The following is an 18,362-nucleotide window of genomic DNA, read 5'->3' on the forward strand; positions in this document are numbered from 1 at the left end:
TTTCCCGCCCATCATATATTCTATCCACAAATCCTACACTAACTCACAAGATGTCAAACTATCCTCAAGAAAACATAAAACCCTATAATCAGGACGAAAGCAAAGCTGTACAGGTAGAAAAAATGTTCGACAACATTGCCCCTACCTACGACAATCTGAACCATGTACTTTCGCTTGGTATTGACAAGAGCTGGCGACGCAAGGCCATCAATATGCTCAAGCCATACCGCCCTATGCACATGATGGACGTAGCTACAGGAACAGGCGATTTTGCCATACAGGCATGCCGTGTGCTTCAGCCGGAAGAGCTTATAGGTACCGACATCTCGGAGGGTATGATGAATGTGGGACGTGAAAAGGTAAAACAGTGTGGACTGGAAAGACAGATTTCCTTTGCCAAGGAAGACTGTACTTCACTCTCCTTCCCCGACAACAGATTCGATGCCATAACAGTGGCATTCGGGGTACGCAACTTCGAGAACCTTGACAAAGGTCTGACAGAAATGCACCGCGTTCTGAAAACAGACGGACATCTGGTCATATTGGAACTGTCCGAGCCGGAAACATTTCCGATGAAACAGCTTTATGCCATCTACTCGAAAGTCGTAATTCCTACAATCGGGAAATTACTATCGAAAGACAACAGTGCATACACATACCTGCCACAATCCATAAAGGCTTTTCCACAGGGAGAAGTAATGCAACAGATTCTATATAAGGCAGGTTTCAGCAAAGTGACATTCAAAAGACTTACATTAGGTATCTGTACACTCTACTTTGCGACAAAATAACTTAAAATTTTTACTACAATGAAGAAATTCGGCTTAATCGGTTACCCTTTGGGGCATTCTTTCTCAAAAAACTTTTTCAACGAGAAATTTCATTCGGAAAACATTGATGCAGAGTATGTAAATTTTGAGATTCCTACAATAGAGGATTTTAACAAAGTGATAAAGGCGAACCCTACTCTCTGCGGACTTAATGTGACTATACCATACAAGGAGCAAGTTATAGGATATCTGGACGAACTTGACAAAGACGCCGCGGCAATAGGGGCAGTAAACGTGATAAAGATAGAGAGGAACAAGGGTAAGGTGAAACTTATAGGCTATAACTCTGATGTAATGGGATTTACACAGTCTATAGAATCGCTGCTTGAGCCACACCACAAGAAGTCCCTCATTTTAGGTACAGGAGGAGCATCGAAAGCCATCAACTACGGACTTCACAAACTGGGGCTTGAAACGAAATTCGTATCCAGATCGAAAAGAAACGAGAATACCATCACATACGATGACATTACTCCGGAAGTGATGAAAGAATATAAGGTGATAGTGAACTGCACACCTACAGGTATGTATCCCAAGGCAGACGAATGTCCTAATATCCCATACGATTGTCTCACTCCGGAACACTTGCTCTACGACCTGCTTTACAATCCGGACACCACGCTATTTATGAAAAACGGTTCGGACAAAGGAGCAATAGTAAAAAACGGACTTGAAATGCTTCTGCTGCAGGCCTTCGGTGCATGGGAAATCTGGAACAAATAACATAAAAAAATGAAACACAAGAAATTAATAATCAGCCTGGCAATCATTATCATTGTGATTGCAGGCGGACTGGTGGGCGGAAGTCTCTACATGATAGACTATTCTCTTCGCCCCGAAAACAGAGGTAAGGACCTGGCAGGTTCTGAAGCCTATATGCGAGACACCTATCCTCAGATAAACGGATGGCTGGACAGTCTTCAGGGAAACCAATTGCTGAAAGACACTTTCATCACCGCACCGGACGGAATCAGGCTGCATGCTTATTATGCATACGCATCACGCCCTACAAAAAAGACAGCGGTTATAGTACATGGATATACAGACAGTGCCATAAGAATGTTCCACATCGGGTATATGTACAATCAGTCATTGGACTACAACATCATAATCCCTGACCTGAGATACACCGGACTGAGCGGAGGCGATGCCATACAGATGGGCTGGCTGGACCGTCTTGACGTAAAGGAATGGATAAACCTGACTCCGGGAATTTTCGGCGACTCTATCCAGGCTGTTGTACACGGAATATCAATGGGGGCAGCCACTACGATGATGACCTCGGGCGAAGTATTGCCTGAATATATCAGATGTTTTGTAGAGGACTGCGGATATACCAGCGTTTGGGAACAGTTCAAAAAGGAGCTTAAAGAGCAGTTCAACCTTCCGGCATTCCCGCTGCTATATACTGCCAGCTGGATTTGCGAACTTCAGAACGGATGGAATTTCCACGAAGCATCGGCTATAGAACAAGTAAAGAAATGCAAGAAACCGATGTTCTTCATACACGGCGACAAAGATGATTTCGTTCCTACATACATGGTGAACGAAGTATATGCCGCGAAATCAGAGCCGAAAGAAATATGGCTCGTGCCAGAAACCGACCATGCCACATCGTATAAAAACTATCCTGAAGAATATACAAAGAGGGTAAAAGCGTTTACTGAAAAGTATATCAACTGATACAAATCATTGAATATCTATAAAAAGAAAGCGTTACACGTTCGTGTTCCGCCCGAAACACGAACGCGCAACGCGCGCGACACGAACGTGTTCCGAGCAGAACACGTTCGTGTAACGGCATTTATGCCGTTACGTTTTACATCATGCAATTAAGAATCTGACAATATTATCCTACAAGTTCCTCACATTCCTTGAGCCACATTGCCGCACTTGCATCACTCGGCATACGCCAATCGCCTCTAGGACTGAGTGATACGGAACCGACCTTAGGTCCGTCAGGAAGACATGAACGCTTGAACTGCTGGTTGAAGAAACGGCGGCAGAAGTTTGTGAGCCATTTCTTTATAGTAGTACTATCGTATGTTCCTCTGAAAGCAATCTCTGCAAGATAGAAAATCTTTGCCGGACGCATTCCGAATCTTAGGAAATAATACAGGAAGAAGTCGTGAAGTTCATACGGACCTACCAGGTCTTCAGTCTTCTGCTTGATATTTCCGTTTTCGTCGGCAGGAATAAGCTCCGGACTAATCGGCGTATCAATAATATCAAGCAGCGTGTTGCGTGATATCACGTCTACACCAGTCTGAGCCACCCAGTTTACAAGATAACGTACCAGCGTCTTAGGGATGCTGGCATTAACACCATACATAGACATGTGGTCGCCATTATAAGTAGCCCATCCGAGAGCAAGTTCAGACAAATCCCCCGTACCAATCACCAGACCGCCAATCTTGTTGGCATAGTCCATAAGGATTTGTGTACGTTCGCGAGCCTGACCGTTTTCGTATGTGACATCATGAACAGACATATCGTGCTCAATATCCTTAAAGTGCTGTATGCAGGCGTCCTTGATACTTATCTCTTTGGTAGTGACCTGAAGAGAACTCATCAGGGTAAGGGCATTATTGTATGTACGGTCCGTCGTTCCGAATCCCGGCATTGTGATACCTACTATACCCTTGCGCGGCAATCCAAGCTTGTCGAAGGTCTTTACACACACAAGAAGAGCCAATGTAGAATCCAGACCTCCGGATATTCCTACTACCACAGTCTTACAATTGGTGTGCACAAGTCGTTTTGCAAGTCCTGCCACCTGAATGGAAAATATCTCCTCGCATCTTTCGTCAAGAAGCTTTCCGCCTGCAGGAACAAACGGATGAGGATCGACATATCTTGTAAGCGAGAGTTCGCGACTGTTTACAAGTTCAGTCTGAAGATGCTGTACGTCCGCAGAAGAGTATGCCCTGACACTGGCTGCAAATGTGGTATTTACAAGGCGCTCACCACGCAGACGTTCCACATCTATCTCGCTGGTTACTAACTGCGCATTGAAAGAAAAGCGTTCAGCCTCAGCAAGCAAGGCTCCATTCTCATAAATAAGCGCATTGCCGGCAAACACCACATCTGTGGTAGACTCGCCAAAACCGCTTGAAGCGAAAACATATCCTGCCAGACAGCGTGCAGACTGCTGTGCGAGCAATGAACGCAGATACTGATGCTTTGCTATGTTCTCTGTATCGGCAGACATATTGAATATTATCTCTGCTCCCTTCAGCACAAGTTCAGAGCTTGGAGGTACTGGAGCCCATACATCCTCGCAGATTTCTATTCCGAAACATGTGTCCGACGTATCGAAAAGCAGGTTCTTGCCAAACGGTGCAATCTGTCCGCAAAGTCTTACTGAAGAAACTCCTGCATAAGTGAGCGACGACGCGAACCATCTCTGCTCATAAAATTCCTTATAATTGGGAAGATAAGTTTTAGGCACTACTCCAAGAATCTTTCCTTTCTGAAAGACTACAGCACAATTGGCCAAAGTAGAATTGACCACTACCGGCATGCCTACTATAGATATAATATCCAGTTGGCGTGTATTGTTCATCACCTGCATCAAAGCCATTTCAGCCTGTTCAATAAGCAGTTTATGCGAAAACAGATCGCCACATGAATATCCCGTAAGGTTCAGTTCGGGGAAAATCACAATCTGCACACCCTTGCCGTCAGCCACCATAATCTGTGTCTCGGTCTGCTGTGCATTGAATTTACAGTCGGCCACCTTTACCGTCGGAATGGCAGCCGCCACTTTTACAAAACCAAATTTCATATAATTTGTTATATATAATGTATAGTCTGTGCAAAAATACAAATTATTCCTTTGCACAGCAGTTAAGTTAAAAGTAAAAAAAACAAAAAAGTAAGTTTGGAACTTGTAGTTTAGAAAAAAGTTTGTATCTTTGCCATTGAAATAAAATTGTAATAATTACAGAATTGAAAGAGAGTATGAACGTTTACGAATATTTGCTTAGTTACGACATCAAGCCATCCGTACAACGCATCGCAATCATGGACTATCTGATGAAGCACCACACTCATCCTTGTATTGATGAGATTTATATGGCACTTCACGATGATATTCCTACCCTTTCAAAAACAACTGTATATAACACGCTGAAGTTGTTTGTTGAACATGGAGCCGCAAAGATGCTAACGATAGACGAGCGCAACGCTTGTTTTGATGGTGACACATCGGCACATGCACATTTCCAGTGCAAATGCTGCGGTAAGATTTTCGATATGCCTATGCATATCAACGAAAAAGCCATGAATGACATGGCAGACAAAGGATTCAGCGTTGAAGAGGTACACAACTATTACAAAGGTGTTTGCCCAGACTGCAAAAAGAATAATTCCGACAAAAATTAAAATCGGATTACAAAATATTAATTTAACAACTAACTAACTTATTACTATTATGAAGAAATTTATTTGTACAGTATGTGGTTACATCCACGAAGGTGATTCAGCTCCTGAAAAGTGTCCATTGTGTAAGGCTCCAGCTTCTAAGTTCAACGAAATGGTTGAAACAGAAGGCGGTCTTGAATTCGTTGACGAACACGTTATCGGTGTAGCTAAAGGTTGCGACGAAGAAATGATTAAAGACCTTAACAACCACTTCATGGGCGAATGTACAGAAGTAGGTATGTACTTGGCAATGAGCCGTCAGGCTGACCGCGAAGGCTATCCAGAAGTAGCTGAAGCTTTCAAACGTTACGCTTGGGAAGAAGCTGAACATGCTGCTAAGTTCGCTGAACTTCTTGGTGACTGCGTATGGGATACTAAGACTAACCTGGAAAAGCGTATGAACGCTGAAAGCGGTGCTTGCGCTGACAAGAAACGTATCGCTACTCGTGCTAAAGCTCTTAACCTTGACGCTATCCACGATACAGTTCACGAAATGGCTAAGGACGAAGCTCGTCACGGAAAAGGTTTCGAAGGTTTGTACAACAGATACTTCAAGAAATAATTTACTATTACAGAATAGGTTTATGCCAGGCATATCGAAGGATATGTCTGGTATTTTTTTATTATCACATCAAAAAAAAGGAATAAGTCAGAATTATGCCATCAGGACTTTCCAGTTCTGGTCTTCATCTTCTATCAGAACTGACTTATTCTCAATCCAGTCGCCGGAATTAAGATAGCGGATATTTCCAAGATGAGTATCTTCCGGGTGATGGATATGTCCGCAAATAATACCGTCGTAATTATTTTTTACGGCAAAGTCTGTTATCTGCTTTTCGAAATTTGTAAAATTAGAGACCAGTTTCTTTGTCCATCGTTTTATTACCTGCGCGAAAGAAAACGGCTGTTTATGACGCAAAGCCCTGTATTTGTTATAAAACTCATTTATGAAAAGAAGAAACTCATAGCATGAAGCTCCAACTTTTGAGAGCCATGTGGCTTTACGGTTTACGGTATCGAAACAATCACCATGCGTAACAAGGAACTTCTTGCCTCCACTTGAGAGAGTAAAGTCTCTGAATACTTTTATACCTACTACCACCTTACCTACATACCTCTGCATGAAGTCATCGTGATTGCCGTATGTATAAATAACATCAGACGTGCTGTTCTTCATCATCTCCGATATGGTACGAAACAGACGCATCAGGTCACTTCTCCAAGCGCACTTTGGATGCTTGTGTATGTACCACCCGTCAATAATATCACCGTTCAGAATCAACCGTTCGCATGACACGGAACGAAGAAACTGAATAAGCTCATTTACCTTGGCATGAGGCATTCCCAAATGAAGGTCTGATAATATTATTGTCTTGTAATGTTTTTTCAACTGCATTGCCGTTTCTTTATAGTGATACAAACTTACAAAAAAAATACTTATATAGTAAGTTTATAACAAGAAAAAAAACGAACCCACAACGGTATAAATCATACGTCATGGGTTCGTTTTACTATTCAGTAAATATATTAGTCAAGTTTCAATACTGCAAGGAATGCCTTCTGCGGCACTTCCACAGTACCAATCTGCTTCATACGTTTCTTACCCTTCTTCTGTTTTTCAAGAAGTTTACGCTTACGGCTCACGTCACCACCATAACACTTGGCAGTTACGTCCTTACGCACTGCCTTGATAGTTTCGCGGGCAATGATCTTCGCACCGATTGCAGCCTGAATTGCGATTTCAAACTGCTGGCGTGGGATAAGTTCTTTCAGTTTCTCACACATGCGTCTTCCAAGGTCGTATGCATTGTCGAAATGGGTAAGAGTAGAAAGCGCATCCACAGACTCACCGTTCAAAAGAATATCAAGTTTGACTAGTTTTGAAGGACGGAAGCCAGACTGGTGATAATCAAATGAAGCATATCCCTTGGAGATACTCTTCAGCTTATCATAGAAGTCTATCACGATTTCACCAAGCGGCATCTTGTAATGCAATTCCACACGGTTACCAGATATATAATCCTGACGAACCAACTCACCACGCTTGCCAAGACACAAGGTCATGATTGGACCGATATAATCGGTAGTAGTAATTATGGAAGCATCGATAAACGGCTCCTCAATATGGTCAATCAATGTTGGGTCAGGCATACCGCCAGGGTTGTGCACTTCCTGTACTCCACCCTGTTTGTCGTAAATCATATACGATACGTTAGGCACAGTAGTAATGACGTTCATATCGAACTCGCGGTCCAGACGTTCCTGAACGATTTCCATGTGAAGCAATCCTAGGAATCCGCAACGGAAACCGAAACCCAAAGCCAATGATGATTCAGGCTGAAATGTCAACGAAGCATCGTTAAGCTGTAGTTTTTCCAATGATGCTCTAAGGTTCTCGTAATCTTCTGCCTCAATAGGATATACACCTGCGAAGACCATAGGCTTGACTTCCTCAAAACCTTCGATTGCCTTATCACACGGATTTGCTATATGAGTAATAGTATCTCCTACCTTTACTTCTCTGGATGTCTTGATACCTGAAATGATATATCCCACGTCACCTGTACGCAGTTCCTTGCGAGGTACCATATCCATCTTCAGTACACCAATCTCATCGGCATCATATTCCTTACCTGTGTTAAAGAATTTTACCTTATCACCTGTACGCAATACTCCGTTTTCAATCTTGAAATATGCAATGATTCCGCGGAAAGAGTTGAATACAGAGTCGAAGATAAGAGCCTGCAGAGGAGCCTCTTCGTCACCTTCCGGATGAGGGATACGTTCAACAACAGCCTTTAGTATTTCCTCAACACCCATACCAGTTTTACCAGACGCACGGATAATTTCTTCGCGCTTGCATCCCAGAAGGTCTATGATTTCATCTTCCACTTCTTCAGGCATAGCGCTTGCCATGTCGCACTTGTTGAGAACCGGAATAATCTCCAGGTCATGCTCTAGTGCCATATAAAGATTCGAGATTGTCTGAGCCTGTACACCCTGCGAAGCATCTACTATAAGAAGAGCTCCTTCGCATGCGGCGATTGAGCGTGAAACCTCGTATGAGAAGTCCACGTGTCCCGGAGTGTCAATAAGATTAAGGATATATTTTTCACCGTTGTAGGTATATTCCATCTGGATGGCATGGCTCTTGATTGTTATACCACGCTCACGTTCCAGATCCATGTCGTCAAGCATTTGTCCTTCAGTGACCTTGATTGTCTGTGTGTATTCCAGCAGTCGGTCTGCTAAAGTTGACTTTCCATGGTCTATATGTGCGATTATGCAGAAATTTCTGATATTCTTCATTCGTTTTCTAATGCGTAAAAATTAATTTGAGTGCAAAGATAATGAAAAATCGCCTATTTTCAATGTATGAAAAAAGACATTTACTCACTAAATGCCTGATATTTCTCTAATTTATCAGTAATTATTTCTATCATCATAGCAATGAAAAATCAGAATGTAGAATAACAATTCTATCAGAGTAATGAATATTTTTAGTTAATTTGCAGAACAAACAATAATGTAGTTAATTATGGAACCATCAACTCAGCATAATATACACAACGAGCAGGAATATCCTACAATAAACGCATCCGAGCTTTCAGACAATATAATTATTTATCAGGCTGAGAATGGTGAAATCAAACTGGATGTAAAAATAAATAATGACACTGTTTGGCTGACACAGGCGCAAATGAGCGAACTGTTTCAAAAAGACAGAACAGTTATTGGAAGGCATATAAATAACATATATAAAGAAGGTGAATTAGAGAAAAATATCACATGTGCAAAATTTGCACATATGGGTTATGAAGGTGATCAAAAGTATGAAACATCACTTTACAATCTAGACGTTATCATATCAGTAGGTTATCGTGTAAAATCCAAACGTGGTACCCAATTCCGAATCTGGGCCAATAAAATCCTGAAAGAATACATTATAAAGGGATATGCCATTAATCAGAAAATAAAATTGGAAAGATATGAGGAACTTAAAGATATTGTTCGCATTCTTGGAAACACAATAAAAAATCAGGAACAGCTAACTTCCGACCAATCAAAAGGACTTTTAGCCGTAGTGACTGATTATGTATATGCATTAGACACTCTTGACAAATATGACTATCAGCAACTTACTATAGAGCATACAACTAAAGGTGATAAATTCCAGGCTACTTACGAGAATGCAATGGAAGCAATCAATAGCCTGAAAGGAAAATTCGGTGAAAGCGAATTGTTTGCACATGAGAAAGATCAGTCATTCAAAAGTTCAATCGCTACTATATACCAGACTTTCGGTGGAATTGAGCTTTATCCAAGTATTGAAGAGAAAGCAGCAATGCTACTATATTTAGTGACTAAGAATCATTCTTTCAGTGATGGGAACAAACGAATAGCCGCAATGCTGTTTCTCTGGTTTATGGAAAACAATGGGATACTTTACAGACAGAATGGAGAAAAACGAATAGCCGACAATACTTTAGTAGCCATTACATTAATGATTGCAGAAAGCAGAACAGAAGAAAAAGATATTATTGTAAAAGTAATTGTAAATCTAATTAATCAGAATAACTAAATTTATGGAAACCCAACTTAACGCACACAACAAACAGGAATTTCCTCCAATGCACACCTGCGAACACATAATCAACAGAACAATGATAAACCTCTTCGGATGCGGAAGAGCTGTTTCGGCACATATCGAAAGGAAGAAAAGCAAACTGGACTATGCCATACCACAGCCTCTGAACGATGAAGATATTACAAGAATAGAAGATACCGTAAACAGTGTTATTGCACGGCATCTTGATGTGACAACAGAATTCATAACACAGAAGGAAGCTGCAGACAGATTTGACTTGAAACGCTTGCCAGAAAACGCCTCGGATACTGTGAGAATAGTAAAGGTTGGCGATTACGACGAATGCCTCTGCATTGGGCTCCATGTTAATAACACATCAGAAATTGGAACATTCAAAATTATAAGCCACGACTATAACGACGGCATTCTGAGGATAAGATTCAAACTTATTAAGTAATATGGCAAAAAAGAAAAAAGCGAAAAGTGGTATTAAATGGAAACCGTTGCTGCTAATCATACTTATCGGATTATGCGCCGGAGGTTACTATGTTTATTCTGAGAATAAAAACATAAATCTACCGGAACTCCCGGACAATAAGGAAATACAGAAAACTTTAAAGAAGACTGTTCAGGAAGCCGACAAGATTAAGGATGAAATAGTAGCACAGGCAGAAAACCTGAAACCGGTAATTGAAAAGATAAGATCAGGAAACAAGGAAGAGACAACCTCATCTGCCGAAACACCTAAACTTAATCTGGAAATACCTGTTTATACATATCCGGGAAGATACGAGAAGGAAATCATCATAAACAGAACAGGCTATACCCTATCATACAACCAGTATTATAAGAACCCCAATTGGGTGGCATGGGAACTGACCAGGGAAGAAACTAAAGGAGAAACAGAAAGATATGACAGGTTCATGCCCGATCCGGACCTGCCTGAGCCGAGAGTTGTTCATAAGGACTATACCAAAAGCGGATACGACAGAGGTCACATGGCTCCGGCAGCGGATATGAAATGGAACAGACAGGCTATGATAGAATCGTTCTATATGAGCAATATATGCCCTCAAGTTGGCAATCTGAATCGTGGTGATTGGAACGACCTGGAAGAACTTTGCAGAGACTGGGCAGACAAATATGGAAGAATATACATTGCATGCGGACCAATTTTCGATTCCAAATCACCTAAAAGGATTGGCGGACATAAGGTTGCCGTACCTGACAGATTCTTCAAGGTTATACTTATATATAATAGAAAAAATCCTATAGCTATGGGATTTATTTTCAAAAACACCGCCCATTCACAAGATATAGAGAAATACATGGTAACTGTGGATAGTGTGGAAAATGTTACTGGGATGGATTTCTTCTCAAAACTACCTGACGAGATAGAAAACAGGATAGAAAGCATTGTACCTAAGCTACCTAGCAGGAACTAATTAAAATGTAAAAAACTAGGGATACGATTCATTACTTAAAATCATATCCCTAGTTTTTTTACAGACCGGGAAATACTAATTTGAAGGAATTCCTTCACCAATATAATTTGCATTTACGGAAGGAAAGCTATCTTCTGTTATTTCCCAAATTTCTGCAGCAATCCAAATTGTACCATCGGTAACTTTAAGATTATCGGCTTCTTCAAGATAATTATAATTATTTCCTCCTACTTCTACGCAATGGTCAATTCCATTAACCTCAATATTATTGCCAACCAATTTAATACCTGCTACATTTTCAGGCAATACAGCATAACATGAAGTTACGTGTCCGTTATTATATCCCGCAATAGCACCGATATTACTACCTGCATTACCAAGTAATGATACATGTGTTGAATAGCATCCATAAATATAAGCCGGTGACGATGTCGAATTCATATTATAACCAACAATACCACCTATAGCCTCTGAGGTTAAATTATCTGCACCCACAATAGAATTTGCTGAATAGCTTGCAACCACTTCACCACGAGCATTATATCCAACTACTCCACCAAGATTTGCACTACTACCTGTTGAATTATGAATGACAGTACATTTATCTACTACACATTGCGCTACTGTTCCAAAGCCATTTTCTCCAGCTATACCTCCTGCCCTATTACCAGATATTGTAATTTCGTATGCAGCACATTTTAAGACACGACCACTTGTCTTAGTACCACCTTCCTCTGAATTAGAACCTACAATTCCACCAGCACTTAGACCAGTAGATGTAATTTTAGTATTAGAACCTGATGCTTTACAATATTCAATCTTTCCATAATTAACACCAGCTACTCCACCTGCATATTTACCATTTATAGTAACATCCTGTACACTACAGTTATTAACTTGAACACTGTTATTTCCAGTTATGGCACCAGCATTATTACTTCCAGATACCGTAGAGTTACTAACTTTACAACTACCTATTATACCTAAGCTAGTACCTGCTATCACACCTACAGAAGAAGATGCATCTCCTTTAATTGTTGCATCGGTAAATACAACATCATGAACCTTTGCTCCAATAGCAAGTCCTCCAAAGAAACCTATATTACCAGTTCCACTCAAACTCAAATTCTTTATAGCATTTCCATTTCCATCAAAATTTCCAGAATATCCTTTACCAATATCCATACTGCTTCCTACAGGAGTCCATTTCATATCCTTCATTTCAATATCTGCATCCAATATGACATCTGTAGTCAACCTATCTTCACTTTCTGCCCAAGCAATCAATTGTTCAGCAGTACTAATACGTATTACTTTTTTAAACTCACCAGGTTCTATTTTATCCAAATTTAAAATATGCCCGGATTTCAATGTTACAGGTTTATTGCTACTACGTTTCCATTCCATACCGTTGGCATCGTAAAGAACAAGTGTAATTCCGTTTTTTAATTCAGAAGGAGCTACAACAAAATAATAGTCTTTTTGATTTTCAAATCCTTGATCATCTGACAAAATAACTTCAGTACTAATTTCTGATTCAACCGCCGTTAAAGGAGTTGCATCATTAACTTGAACAAATAATTTACCAGCTAATGCTTCACCACTATTACCACGGAACATCACTTTTGTTATTTTATTGCTTCCGGAATACTGAAGGGTAAACTTCACTAGTGCACAAGCATTCTTGAAAATCAAAGTTTTATCACTTCCAGATTTGGCAACCGACGGATTTAAGTTATTTGCAAAACTAACTGCACGAGCGGTTTGTTTTGCCGGTAATGTAGTTGTAATTCCATCTCCTGAAATTGTAGCATCAGCATCATATGGATACAAAGCATAATATGTATTCTGATTGTCTTGTGCCGAGCCTGTAAAAATTACAGATTCTCCTCCCGTAGATGTAATAAATTTATTATTACTATTTTGATCAAATAAAGATATTGCATCATTCTCTTCCCAATTCACTTTATTTCCAGCAACCAAAACTGTACGCGAAACCGGATCAATACCTGCCTTGAACTCCAATTTAACTTTTTCAGTACTTGAAGAATTTGTATCCGAAATAATTTCTTCTTTAGTACATGAATACAACATTGATGTTCCTAAAATAAGAAACGGTATAAAATATTTTTTCATACATATTACAGCCTGATAAGAAAAGTATTATTATCACATTATTATATATAAATAGCAATTTACAGAACATAAATGGAAAAGATTGTTGCATAATAAATCAACTGGATTGATTCTATGATATAATATAGTTATCTCCACACGGCCGTGTGGAGCACTCGACACGAATGTGTGGAGAGCTCCGCACGAGCGTGTCGAGATCTTGACACGGGCGTGTGGAGACAAACTTCTTTAATAAAATCACAAGGACCTATTCCTTATAAACGCATCTATCGACTGTAAGACTACAGAGAACAATATCAGTAGCAATCCCATATAGAAACTGCTATCCAGATAATGCCCCTCATCAAACAACATCATCGCTAATATAATACTGTAAATAGGTTCAAGATTATAACTGAGATTAACCGTAAAAGCCGATATAACCTTCAGAACCTGAATCTGCAAGATGTACAGGCATACCGTACACACGGATGCCAGTGCCAACAGGTAGCAAAAGTCCGTAACTCCGGGTATTACAAAATCCGTATTGAAACAATAACTGTACAGTGGCATTAAAACCGTAAGCCCGACAAATCCTCCACACATTTCATATAGCAACATAGTTCCTGAAGAATAATTTACAGACACCTTCTTGTTCATTATGGTAAACAATGAAGCCAAAGCCGATGATATTATCCCCAACAGAACCCCTGTTCTATATCTGGTATCGAAGTGGAATATCAGAAATATTCCCGCCACAGCAATCAGACTGAAAGCTATCTCCTTTACAGAGACACGTTTCCTGTTTATGAAAGGTTCGAAAATCGCAGTGAAAAAACTCATCAGCGACAGACACACCACTCCGATAGAAACATTCGAGAACTTAATACTGGCATAAAAGAATACCCAGTGTAATGCCAACAAAGTTCCTACTAGTCCAATCTTAAGAATATCCTTTCTACTTACTTTTTTAAGGCTACCGGATATCTTAAGCACAAAATAAAATAATATTGCAGCCAATAATAACCGATACCATACCAGCATAAACTCGTTCAATGTTATCAGTTTACCGAATACCCCTGTTCCACCTGCTAACAAAACAGACAGATGAAGTTTTATAAATGCCTCTTTAATATAAAATCAAATAGAATTCAAATCCGTCATAAAATTACATGATATAAATAAAAAACGAAAACATTAGAAAAGAGTTTTTTAAGTTGGATGTAATTATTACATTCTATAAATGTTTCCAAAAGCAATTCGGCATACTGCCTACTGATTTTGTAAAAAATTGAAGAGTCATGAATAATCATCGTTATGCGAATAGTGAATTAATAATTATCTTCTCGCTGACCTTTGGTTCATTTGAATTAACTTTGCACCGCAATTGATTTTCGCAAAAAAATGAGACTTGACAGAAACATTACTAAGATTGGCAACAAGACGGAACAGCTGCCCATATTATGGTACCTGATAAAATGGACAATCATAGGGGCAGTGGCAGGAGCATTGATAGGCTCAGCATCAGCATTACTGCTAGCATCACTTAACTGGGCTACAGATTATCGTGAAAGTCACCTTTGGATTATAGCTTTACTTCCCTTAGGAGGCCTTGCTATTGGACTGATGTACCATTTTCTGGCAGGAACTGCAGCTAAAGGCAATAATTTTCTGATAGAGGAGATACGTTCGTCACGAAACATCATTCCTTTCAAGATGGCACCACTGGTATATATAGGTACGGTACTTACTCACCTATTCGGTGGTTCTGCCGGACGCGAAGGTACCGGAGTACAGATGGGTGGCGCCATTGCAGACTTTATGTCGCGTCTGTTCAAGATGCATCCTTACGACAGGAAGATTATGATTCAGATAGGTATAGGAGCAGGATTCGCATCTATATTTGGAACTCCACTTGCAGGCGCGGTTTTTGCCCTTGAAGTAATCATTGTAGGGCGACTGAGATACGACGCCATACTACCGGTTTTCCTATCAGCATTCTTTGCCAATCTTACATGTCATGCCTGGGGAATAGCACACACACATTACTGCATCAGTCAAACTCCTGCTATAAACATACAGACATTATTACTTGTACTGGCGTCAAGTATCATCTTCGGACTGGCAGCAATGACATTCTCACGCTTCATTGAGGTTTGGAGCGGTCTAGCTAAAAGATACATAAGCTACCCTCCTATGCGTCCTTTCATAGGAGGTATATTTATCGCACTCAGTGTCTATCTACTCGGTACCACCAAATATATCGGTCTAGGTGTTCCCACTATAGTAGCATCATTCAGCGAGGTTCAGATGTGGTATGACTTCCTTTTGAAAATACTTCTCACAACATTTACTATAGGTGTAGGCTTCAAGGGAGGAGAGGTTACTCCGTTGTTCTTCGTTGGTGCAACACTAGGCAGTGCTTTGTCCGCTATACTTCCACTGCACGTATCATTACTGGCAGGATTGGGTTTCGTTGCAGTATTTGCAGGTGCCACCAACACCCCTATAGCATGCACTCTCATGGGTATAGAACTGTTTGGAGCCGATGCTGCTGTTTATATCGGTATAGCATGTGTCACAGCATACATGTTTTCAGGTCATACCGGAATTTACACCTCACAGGTGATAGGAAGCCCGAAACATATCATATTTTGGAAAAAGAAAAAAGGTAAAATGCTTGACTAAAACTGTTTTTTCAAAGAAATACTTGATTTTTATCAACAAAGTCTTTAATTTTGAGGGTATAAGCAACAAAACTGTTACTTATGTTGTTTAGTATCGTAAAAGAACAAAGACATTCATAGTTTATGAAAAAACAAATTCTTACAACCGGAAGCTCAACGAAATTAATCAAAAGATCAATGAAGTTAATGTGTCTGGCTACAGCAATTGCAGTTACAGACACAAACACAGCAAATGCCTGCACCGGCATCACACTTACAGCTAAAGACAGTACAAAAATCCTGGCCAGAACAATAGAATGGGGAGGAAGCGACCTAAACAGCCAGTATGTGATAGTTCCTCGCGGATACACAGCACAGTCGTACATACCAGGAGGGGTAGACGGAATGAAGTTTACTTCGAAATACGGATATGTGGGTTTGGCTGTAGAACAAAAAGAGTTTATCGCTGAAGGACTTAACGAAAAAGGTCTCTCTGCCGGCCTGTTCTATTTCCCCAAATACGGAAAATATGAAGACTACAATGCAGCAGAAAAAGAACAAAGCATAGCCGATCTGCAATTGGTTTCATGGATTCTTGGGGAATGTGCCAGCGTAGATGAAGTGAAAGATGCTATAAACAAGATTCATGTAATAGCCATAGACCCGAGAGCATCAACCGTTCACTGGAGATTTGCCGACACTACAGGAAGACAAATAGTGCTTGAAATAATCGACGGGAAGCCTATATTCTATGAGAATGAGCTTGGAGTACTGACAAATTCGCCTGATTTTAACTGGCAGATGACCAATCTGAACAATTACGTGAACCTCTTCCCCGGCTCAGCCCCATCGCAGAAACTTGGAGAAACTGAACTTTCACAGTTTGGAGCAGGCAGCGGATTCCTCGGAATTCCGGGTGATGTCACTCCCCCATCCAGATTTGTAAGAGCAGCATTCTATCAGGCAACAGCACCAGTACAGAACACTTCGGAAGAGACTGTGCTTCAAGGGTTCCAGATTCTGAATAATTTTGATATTCCATTAGGAATAGAGTTTGCACGCGGTCAAATTCCAGTGGACATACCTAGTGCCACACAGTGGACTTCGGCTACAGATATGAATAACCTGAAGATATACTTCCGCTCGATGTATAACAGTGCCATAAGAAGTATAGACTTAAAGGAAATTGATTTCAATAAAGTGAAGTATCGCGCTGTGCCTATGGATACTCAGAAACAACAACCGATTTACAACATCAAAGTGAAATAAGATATTTATAGAAAAACGGATTGCCCCGAAACGAGACAATCCGTTTCTTAGTATATATTGTAAAATTGTTTATCAGAACAATTTTGAAGGATATTCACCAGCATCAACCAAAGCCTGAATCTTATCAACCACACTCTGACGGTCAGCTGCGTATGTAACACCGAACCACTTAGAAGTAGTGTCAAGAACCTTAACATTGGCAGTATTTTCGTTGATAAGTTTATTTACCATCAATGGAATGAAATATTCTGCTTTCAGATTTTCCTTGTTTGCATCGAGGAATTCAACGAAGTAGTCTTCTGAATATTTGAAATAGTCAGGAGTGAAACCCCACATGTTCATAGAAACAGGAGTGTTGTCTTCAATACCTACCCATTCGCCATTTTCATCCTTATAGCTAACCACTCCGTCTACACGCATGATTTCAGTGCGCTCAACTACTGTAGTCAGGTTGCCTTCTTCATTAGCAGAACAGATACCACGTGCTACAGAACCACTTTCAGACAAAGTGTTACCTACACGGAAACCTACCATGCAATAGTTGTTCTTTGAACCTTCAGGAAGTTCTGAAAGATATTTGCCAATAACAGCAAAACTGTCTCTTCCATAGAAGTCGTCAGCATTGATTACTGCAAAAGGTTCTTTGATAACATCCTTACCCATCAATACTGCGTGGTTTGTACCCCAAGGTTTAACACGTCCTTCAGGACAAGTATAACCTGCAGGAAGCTTGTCCAATGCCTGGAACACTACTTCTACAGGAATATGGTTTTCATATTTACAAAGGACTTTATTGCGGAAGTCTTCTTCGAAGTCTTTACGGATTACGAAAACTATCTTACCAAATCCGCCACGAATAGCATCGAAGATAGAATAATCCATGATAGTTTCACCATTAGGACCCAGTCCGTCAAGCTGTTTAAGGCCACCGTAACGACTTCCCATACCGGCTGCCAATACAAATAATGTTGGTTTCATAAGTTTTAATTTTAGTTAGTAACTATGCAAAGATAGACATTATATT

General features: G+C 40.3%; 16 protein-coding genes. 10 read left to right on the forward strand and 6 right to left on the reverse strand.

Going from position 1 to position 18,362, the window contains the following annotated elements; translation table 11 throughout:
- Window positions 1-50 precede the first annotated feature (50 nt).
- The 3 genes from ubiE to I6E24_RS00135 are packed head-to-tail and all read left to right on the forward strand — an operon-like array spanning window position 51 to window position 2,513.
- Window positions 51-791, forward strand: a complete 741-nt coding sequence (gene ubiE, locus I6E24_RS00125; RefSeq protein WP_235325251.1) for a bifunctional demethylmenaquinone methyltransferase/2-methoxy-6-polyprenyl-1,4-benzoquinol methylase UbiE — start codon at window positions 51-53, stop codon at window positions 789-791.
- Window positions 792-809: 18 nt separating this feature from the next.
- Window positions 810-1,553 carry a shikimate dehydrogenase family protein gene (locus tag I6E24_RS00130; RefSeq protein ID WP_235325253.1) on the forward strand — a complete coding sequence of 248 codons (744 nt, stop codon included), beginning with the start codon at window positions 810-812 and terminating at the stop codon, window positions 1,551-1,553.
- Window positions 1,554-1,562: 9 nt separating this feature from the next.
- Window positions 1,563-2,513 carry an alpha/beta hydrolase gene (locus I6E24_RS00135; protein WP_235325255.1) on the forward strand — a complete coding sequence of 317 codons (951 nt, stop codon included), beginning with the start codon at window positions 1,563-1,565 and terminating at the stop codon, window positions 2,511-2,513.
- A 166-nt stretch (window positions 2,514-2,679) separates the two neighbouring features.
- Here the strand turns inward: I6E24_RS00135 and I6E24_RS00140 are convergent, their stop codons facing one another.
- Window positions 2,680-4,617 (reverse strand): NAD(+) synthase, encoded by a 1,938-nt coding sequence (locus I6E24_RS00140; protein WP_235325257.1) that lies wholly within the window; start codon window positions 4,615-4,617, stop codon window positions 2,680-2,682.
- 176 nt (window positions 4,618-4,793) lie between these two features.
- On the opposite strand from I6E24_RS00140, the gene I6E24_RS00145 reads away from it, so the two are divergent.
- Both I6E24_RS00145 and I6E24_RS00150 read left to right on the forward strand, forming a co-directional pair.
- Window positions 4,794-5,216: a Fur family transcriptional regulator gene (locus I6E24_RS00145; protein ID WP_235325258.1), complete on the forward strand. Its 423-nt coding sequence runs from the start codon at window positions 4,794-4,796 to the stop codon at window positions 5,214-5,216.
- 49 nt (window positions 5,217-5,265) lie between these two features.
- Window positions 5,266-5,817, forward strand: coding sequence for an NADH peroxidase (locus tag I6E24_RS00150; protein WP_235325260.1), 552 nt, complete (start codon window positions 5,266-5,268; stop codon window positions 5,815-5,817).
- 93 nt (window positions 5,818-5,910) lie between these two features.
- Here the strand turns inward: I6E24_RS00150 and I6E24_RS00155 are convergent, their stop codons facing one another.
- Both I6E24_RS00155 and lepA read right to left on the reverse strand, forming a co-directional pair.
- Window positions 5,911-6,651 (reverse strand): UDP-2,3-diacylglucosamine diphosphatase, encoded by a 741-nt coding sequence (locus I6E24_RS00155; protein WP_235325262.1) that lies wholly within the window; start codon window positions 6,649-6,651, stop codon window positions 5,911-5,913.
- Window positions 6,652-6,782: 131 nt separating this feature from the next.
- On the reverse strand, window positions 6,783-8,564 hold the full coding sequence (gene lepA / locus I6E24_RS00160) for a translation elongation factor 4 (protein WP_235325264.1): 1,782 nt from the start codon (window positions 8,562-8,564) through the stop codon (window positions 6,783-6,785).
- A 229-nt stretch (window positions 8,565-8,793) separates the two neighbouring features.
- On the opposite strand from lepA, the gene rhuM reads away from it, so the two are divergent.
- From rhuM to I6E24_RS00175, 3 genes are read left to right on the forward strand one after another with little or no spacing between them, the layout of a single operon-like run.
- A complete protein-coding gene (gene rhuM / locus I6E24_RS00165; RefSeq protein WP_235325266.1) occupies window positions 8,794-9,837 on the forward strand; it encodes a virulence protein RhuM/Fic/DOC family protein in 1,044 nt (347 codons plus the stop codon).
- Window positions 9,838-9,841: 4 nt separating this feature from the next.
- Window positions 9,842-10,300, forward strand: a complete 459-nt coding sequence (locus I6E24_RS00170; RefSeq protein WP_235325268.1) for an alanyl-tRNA editing protein — start codon at window positions 9,842-9,844, stop codon at window positions 10,298-10,300.
- A 1-nt stretch (window position 10,301) separates the two neighbouring features.
- A complete protein-coding gene (locus I6E24_RS00175) occupies window positions 10,302-11,288 on the forward strand; it encodes a DNA/RNA non-specific endonuclease (protein ID WP_235325270.1) in 987 nt (328 codons plus the stop codon).
- Between the two features lie 75 nt (window positions 11,289-11,363).
- Here I6E24_RS00175 and I6E24_RS00180 read toward each other — a convergent pair whose 3' ends face one another.
- Both I6E24_RS00180 and I6E24_RS00185 read right to left on the reverse strand, forming a co-directional pair.
- Window positions 11,364-13,424 (reverse strand): fimbrillin family protein, encoded by a 2,061-nt coding sequence (locus I6E24_RS00180; RefSeq protein ID WP_235325272.1) that lies wholly within the window; start codon window positions 13,422-13,424, stop codon window positions 11,364-11,366.
- A gap of 237 nt (window positions 13,425-13,661) precedes the next feature.
- Window positions 13,662-14,537: a DMT family transporter gene (locus tag I6E24_RS00185; RefSeq protein WP_235325363.1), complete on the reverse strand. Its 876-nt coding sequence runs from the start codon at window positions 14,535-14,537 to the stop codon at window positions 13,662-13,664.
- A 270-nt stretch (window positions 14,538-14,807) separates the two neighbouring features.
- Between I6E24_RS00185 and I6E24_RS00190 the strand changes: the two genes are divergently transcribed.
- Together I6E24_RS00190 and I6E24_RS00195 are read left to right on the forward strand one after the other, a co-directional pair.
- Entirely contained in the window at window positions 14,808-16,091 is a 1,284-nt protein-coding gene (locus tag I6E24_RS00190) for a voltage-gated chloride channel family protein (protein WP_235325274.1), read from the forward strand.
- A gap of 176 nt (window positions 16,092-16,267) precedes the next feature.
- Window positions 16,268-17,338, forward strand: coding sequence for a linear amide C-N hydrolase (locus I6E24_RS00195; RefSeq protein ID WP_235325276.1), 1,071 nt, complete (start codon window positions 16,268-16,270; stop codon window positions 17,336-17,338).
- Window positions 17,339-17,410: 72 nt separating this feature from the next.
- Here the strand turns inward: I6E24_RS00195 and I6E24_RS00200 are convergent, their stop codons facing one another.
- Window positions 17,411-18,316 (reverse strand): glycosyltransferase family protein, encoded by a 906-nt coding sequence (locus tag I6E24_RS00200; protein ID WP_235325278.1) that lies wholly within the window; start codon window positions 18,314-18,316, stop codon window positions 17,411-17,413.
- Window positions 18,317-18,362: the final 46 nt, after the last annotated feature.

Source organism: Bacteroides caecigallinarum, from assembly GCF_021530995.1.
Taxonomy (GTDB): Bacteria; Bacteroidota; Bacteroidia; order Bacteroidales; family Bacteroidaceae; genus Phocaeicola; species Phocaeicola faecigallinarum.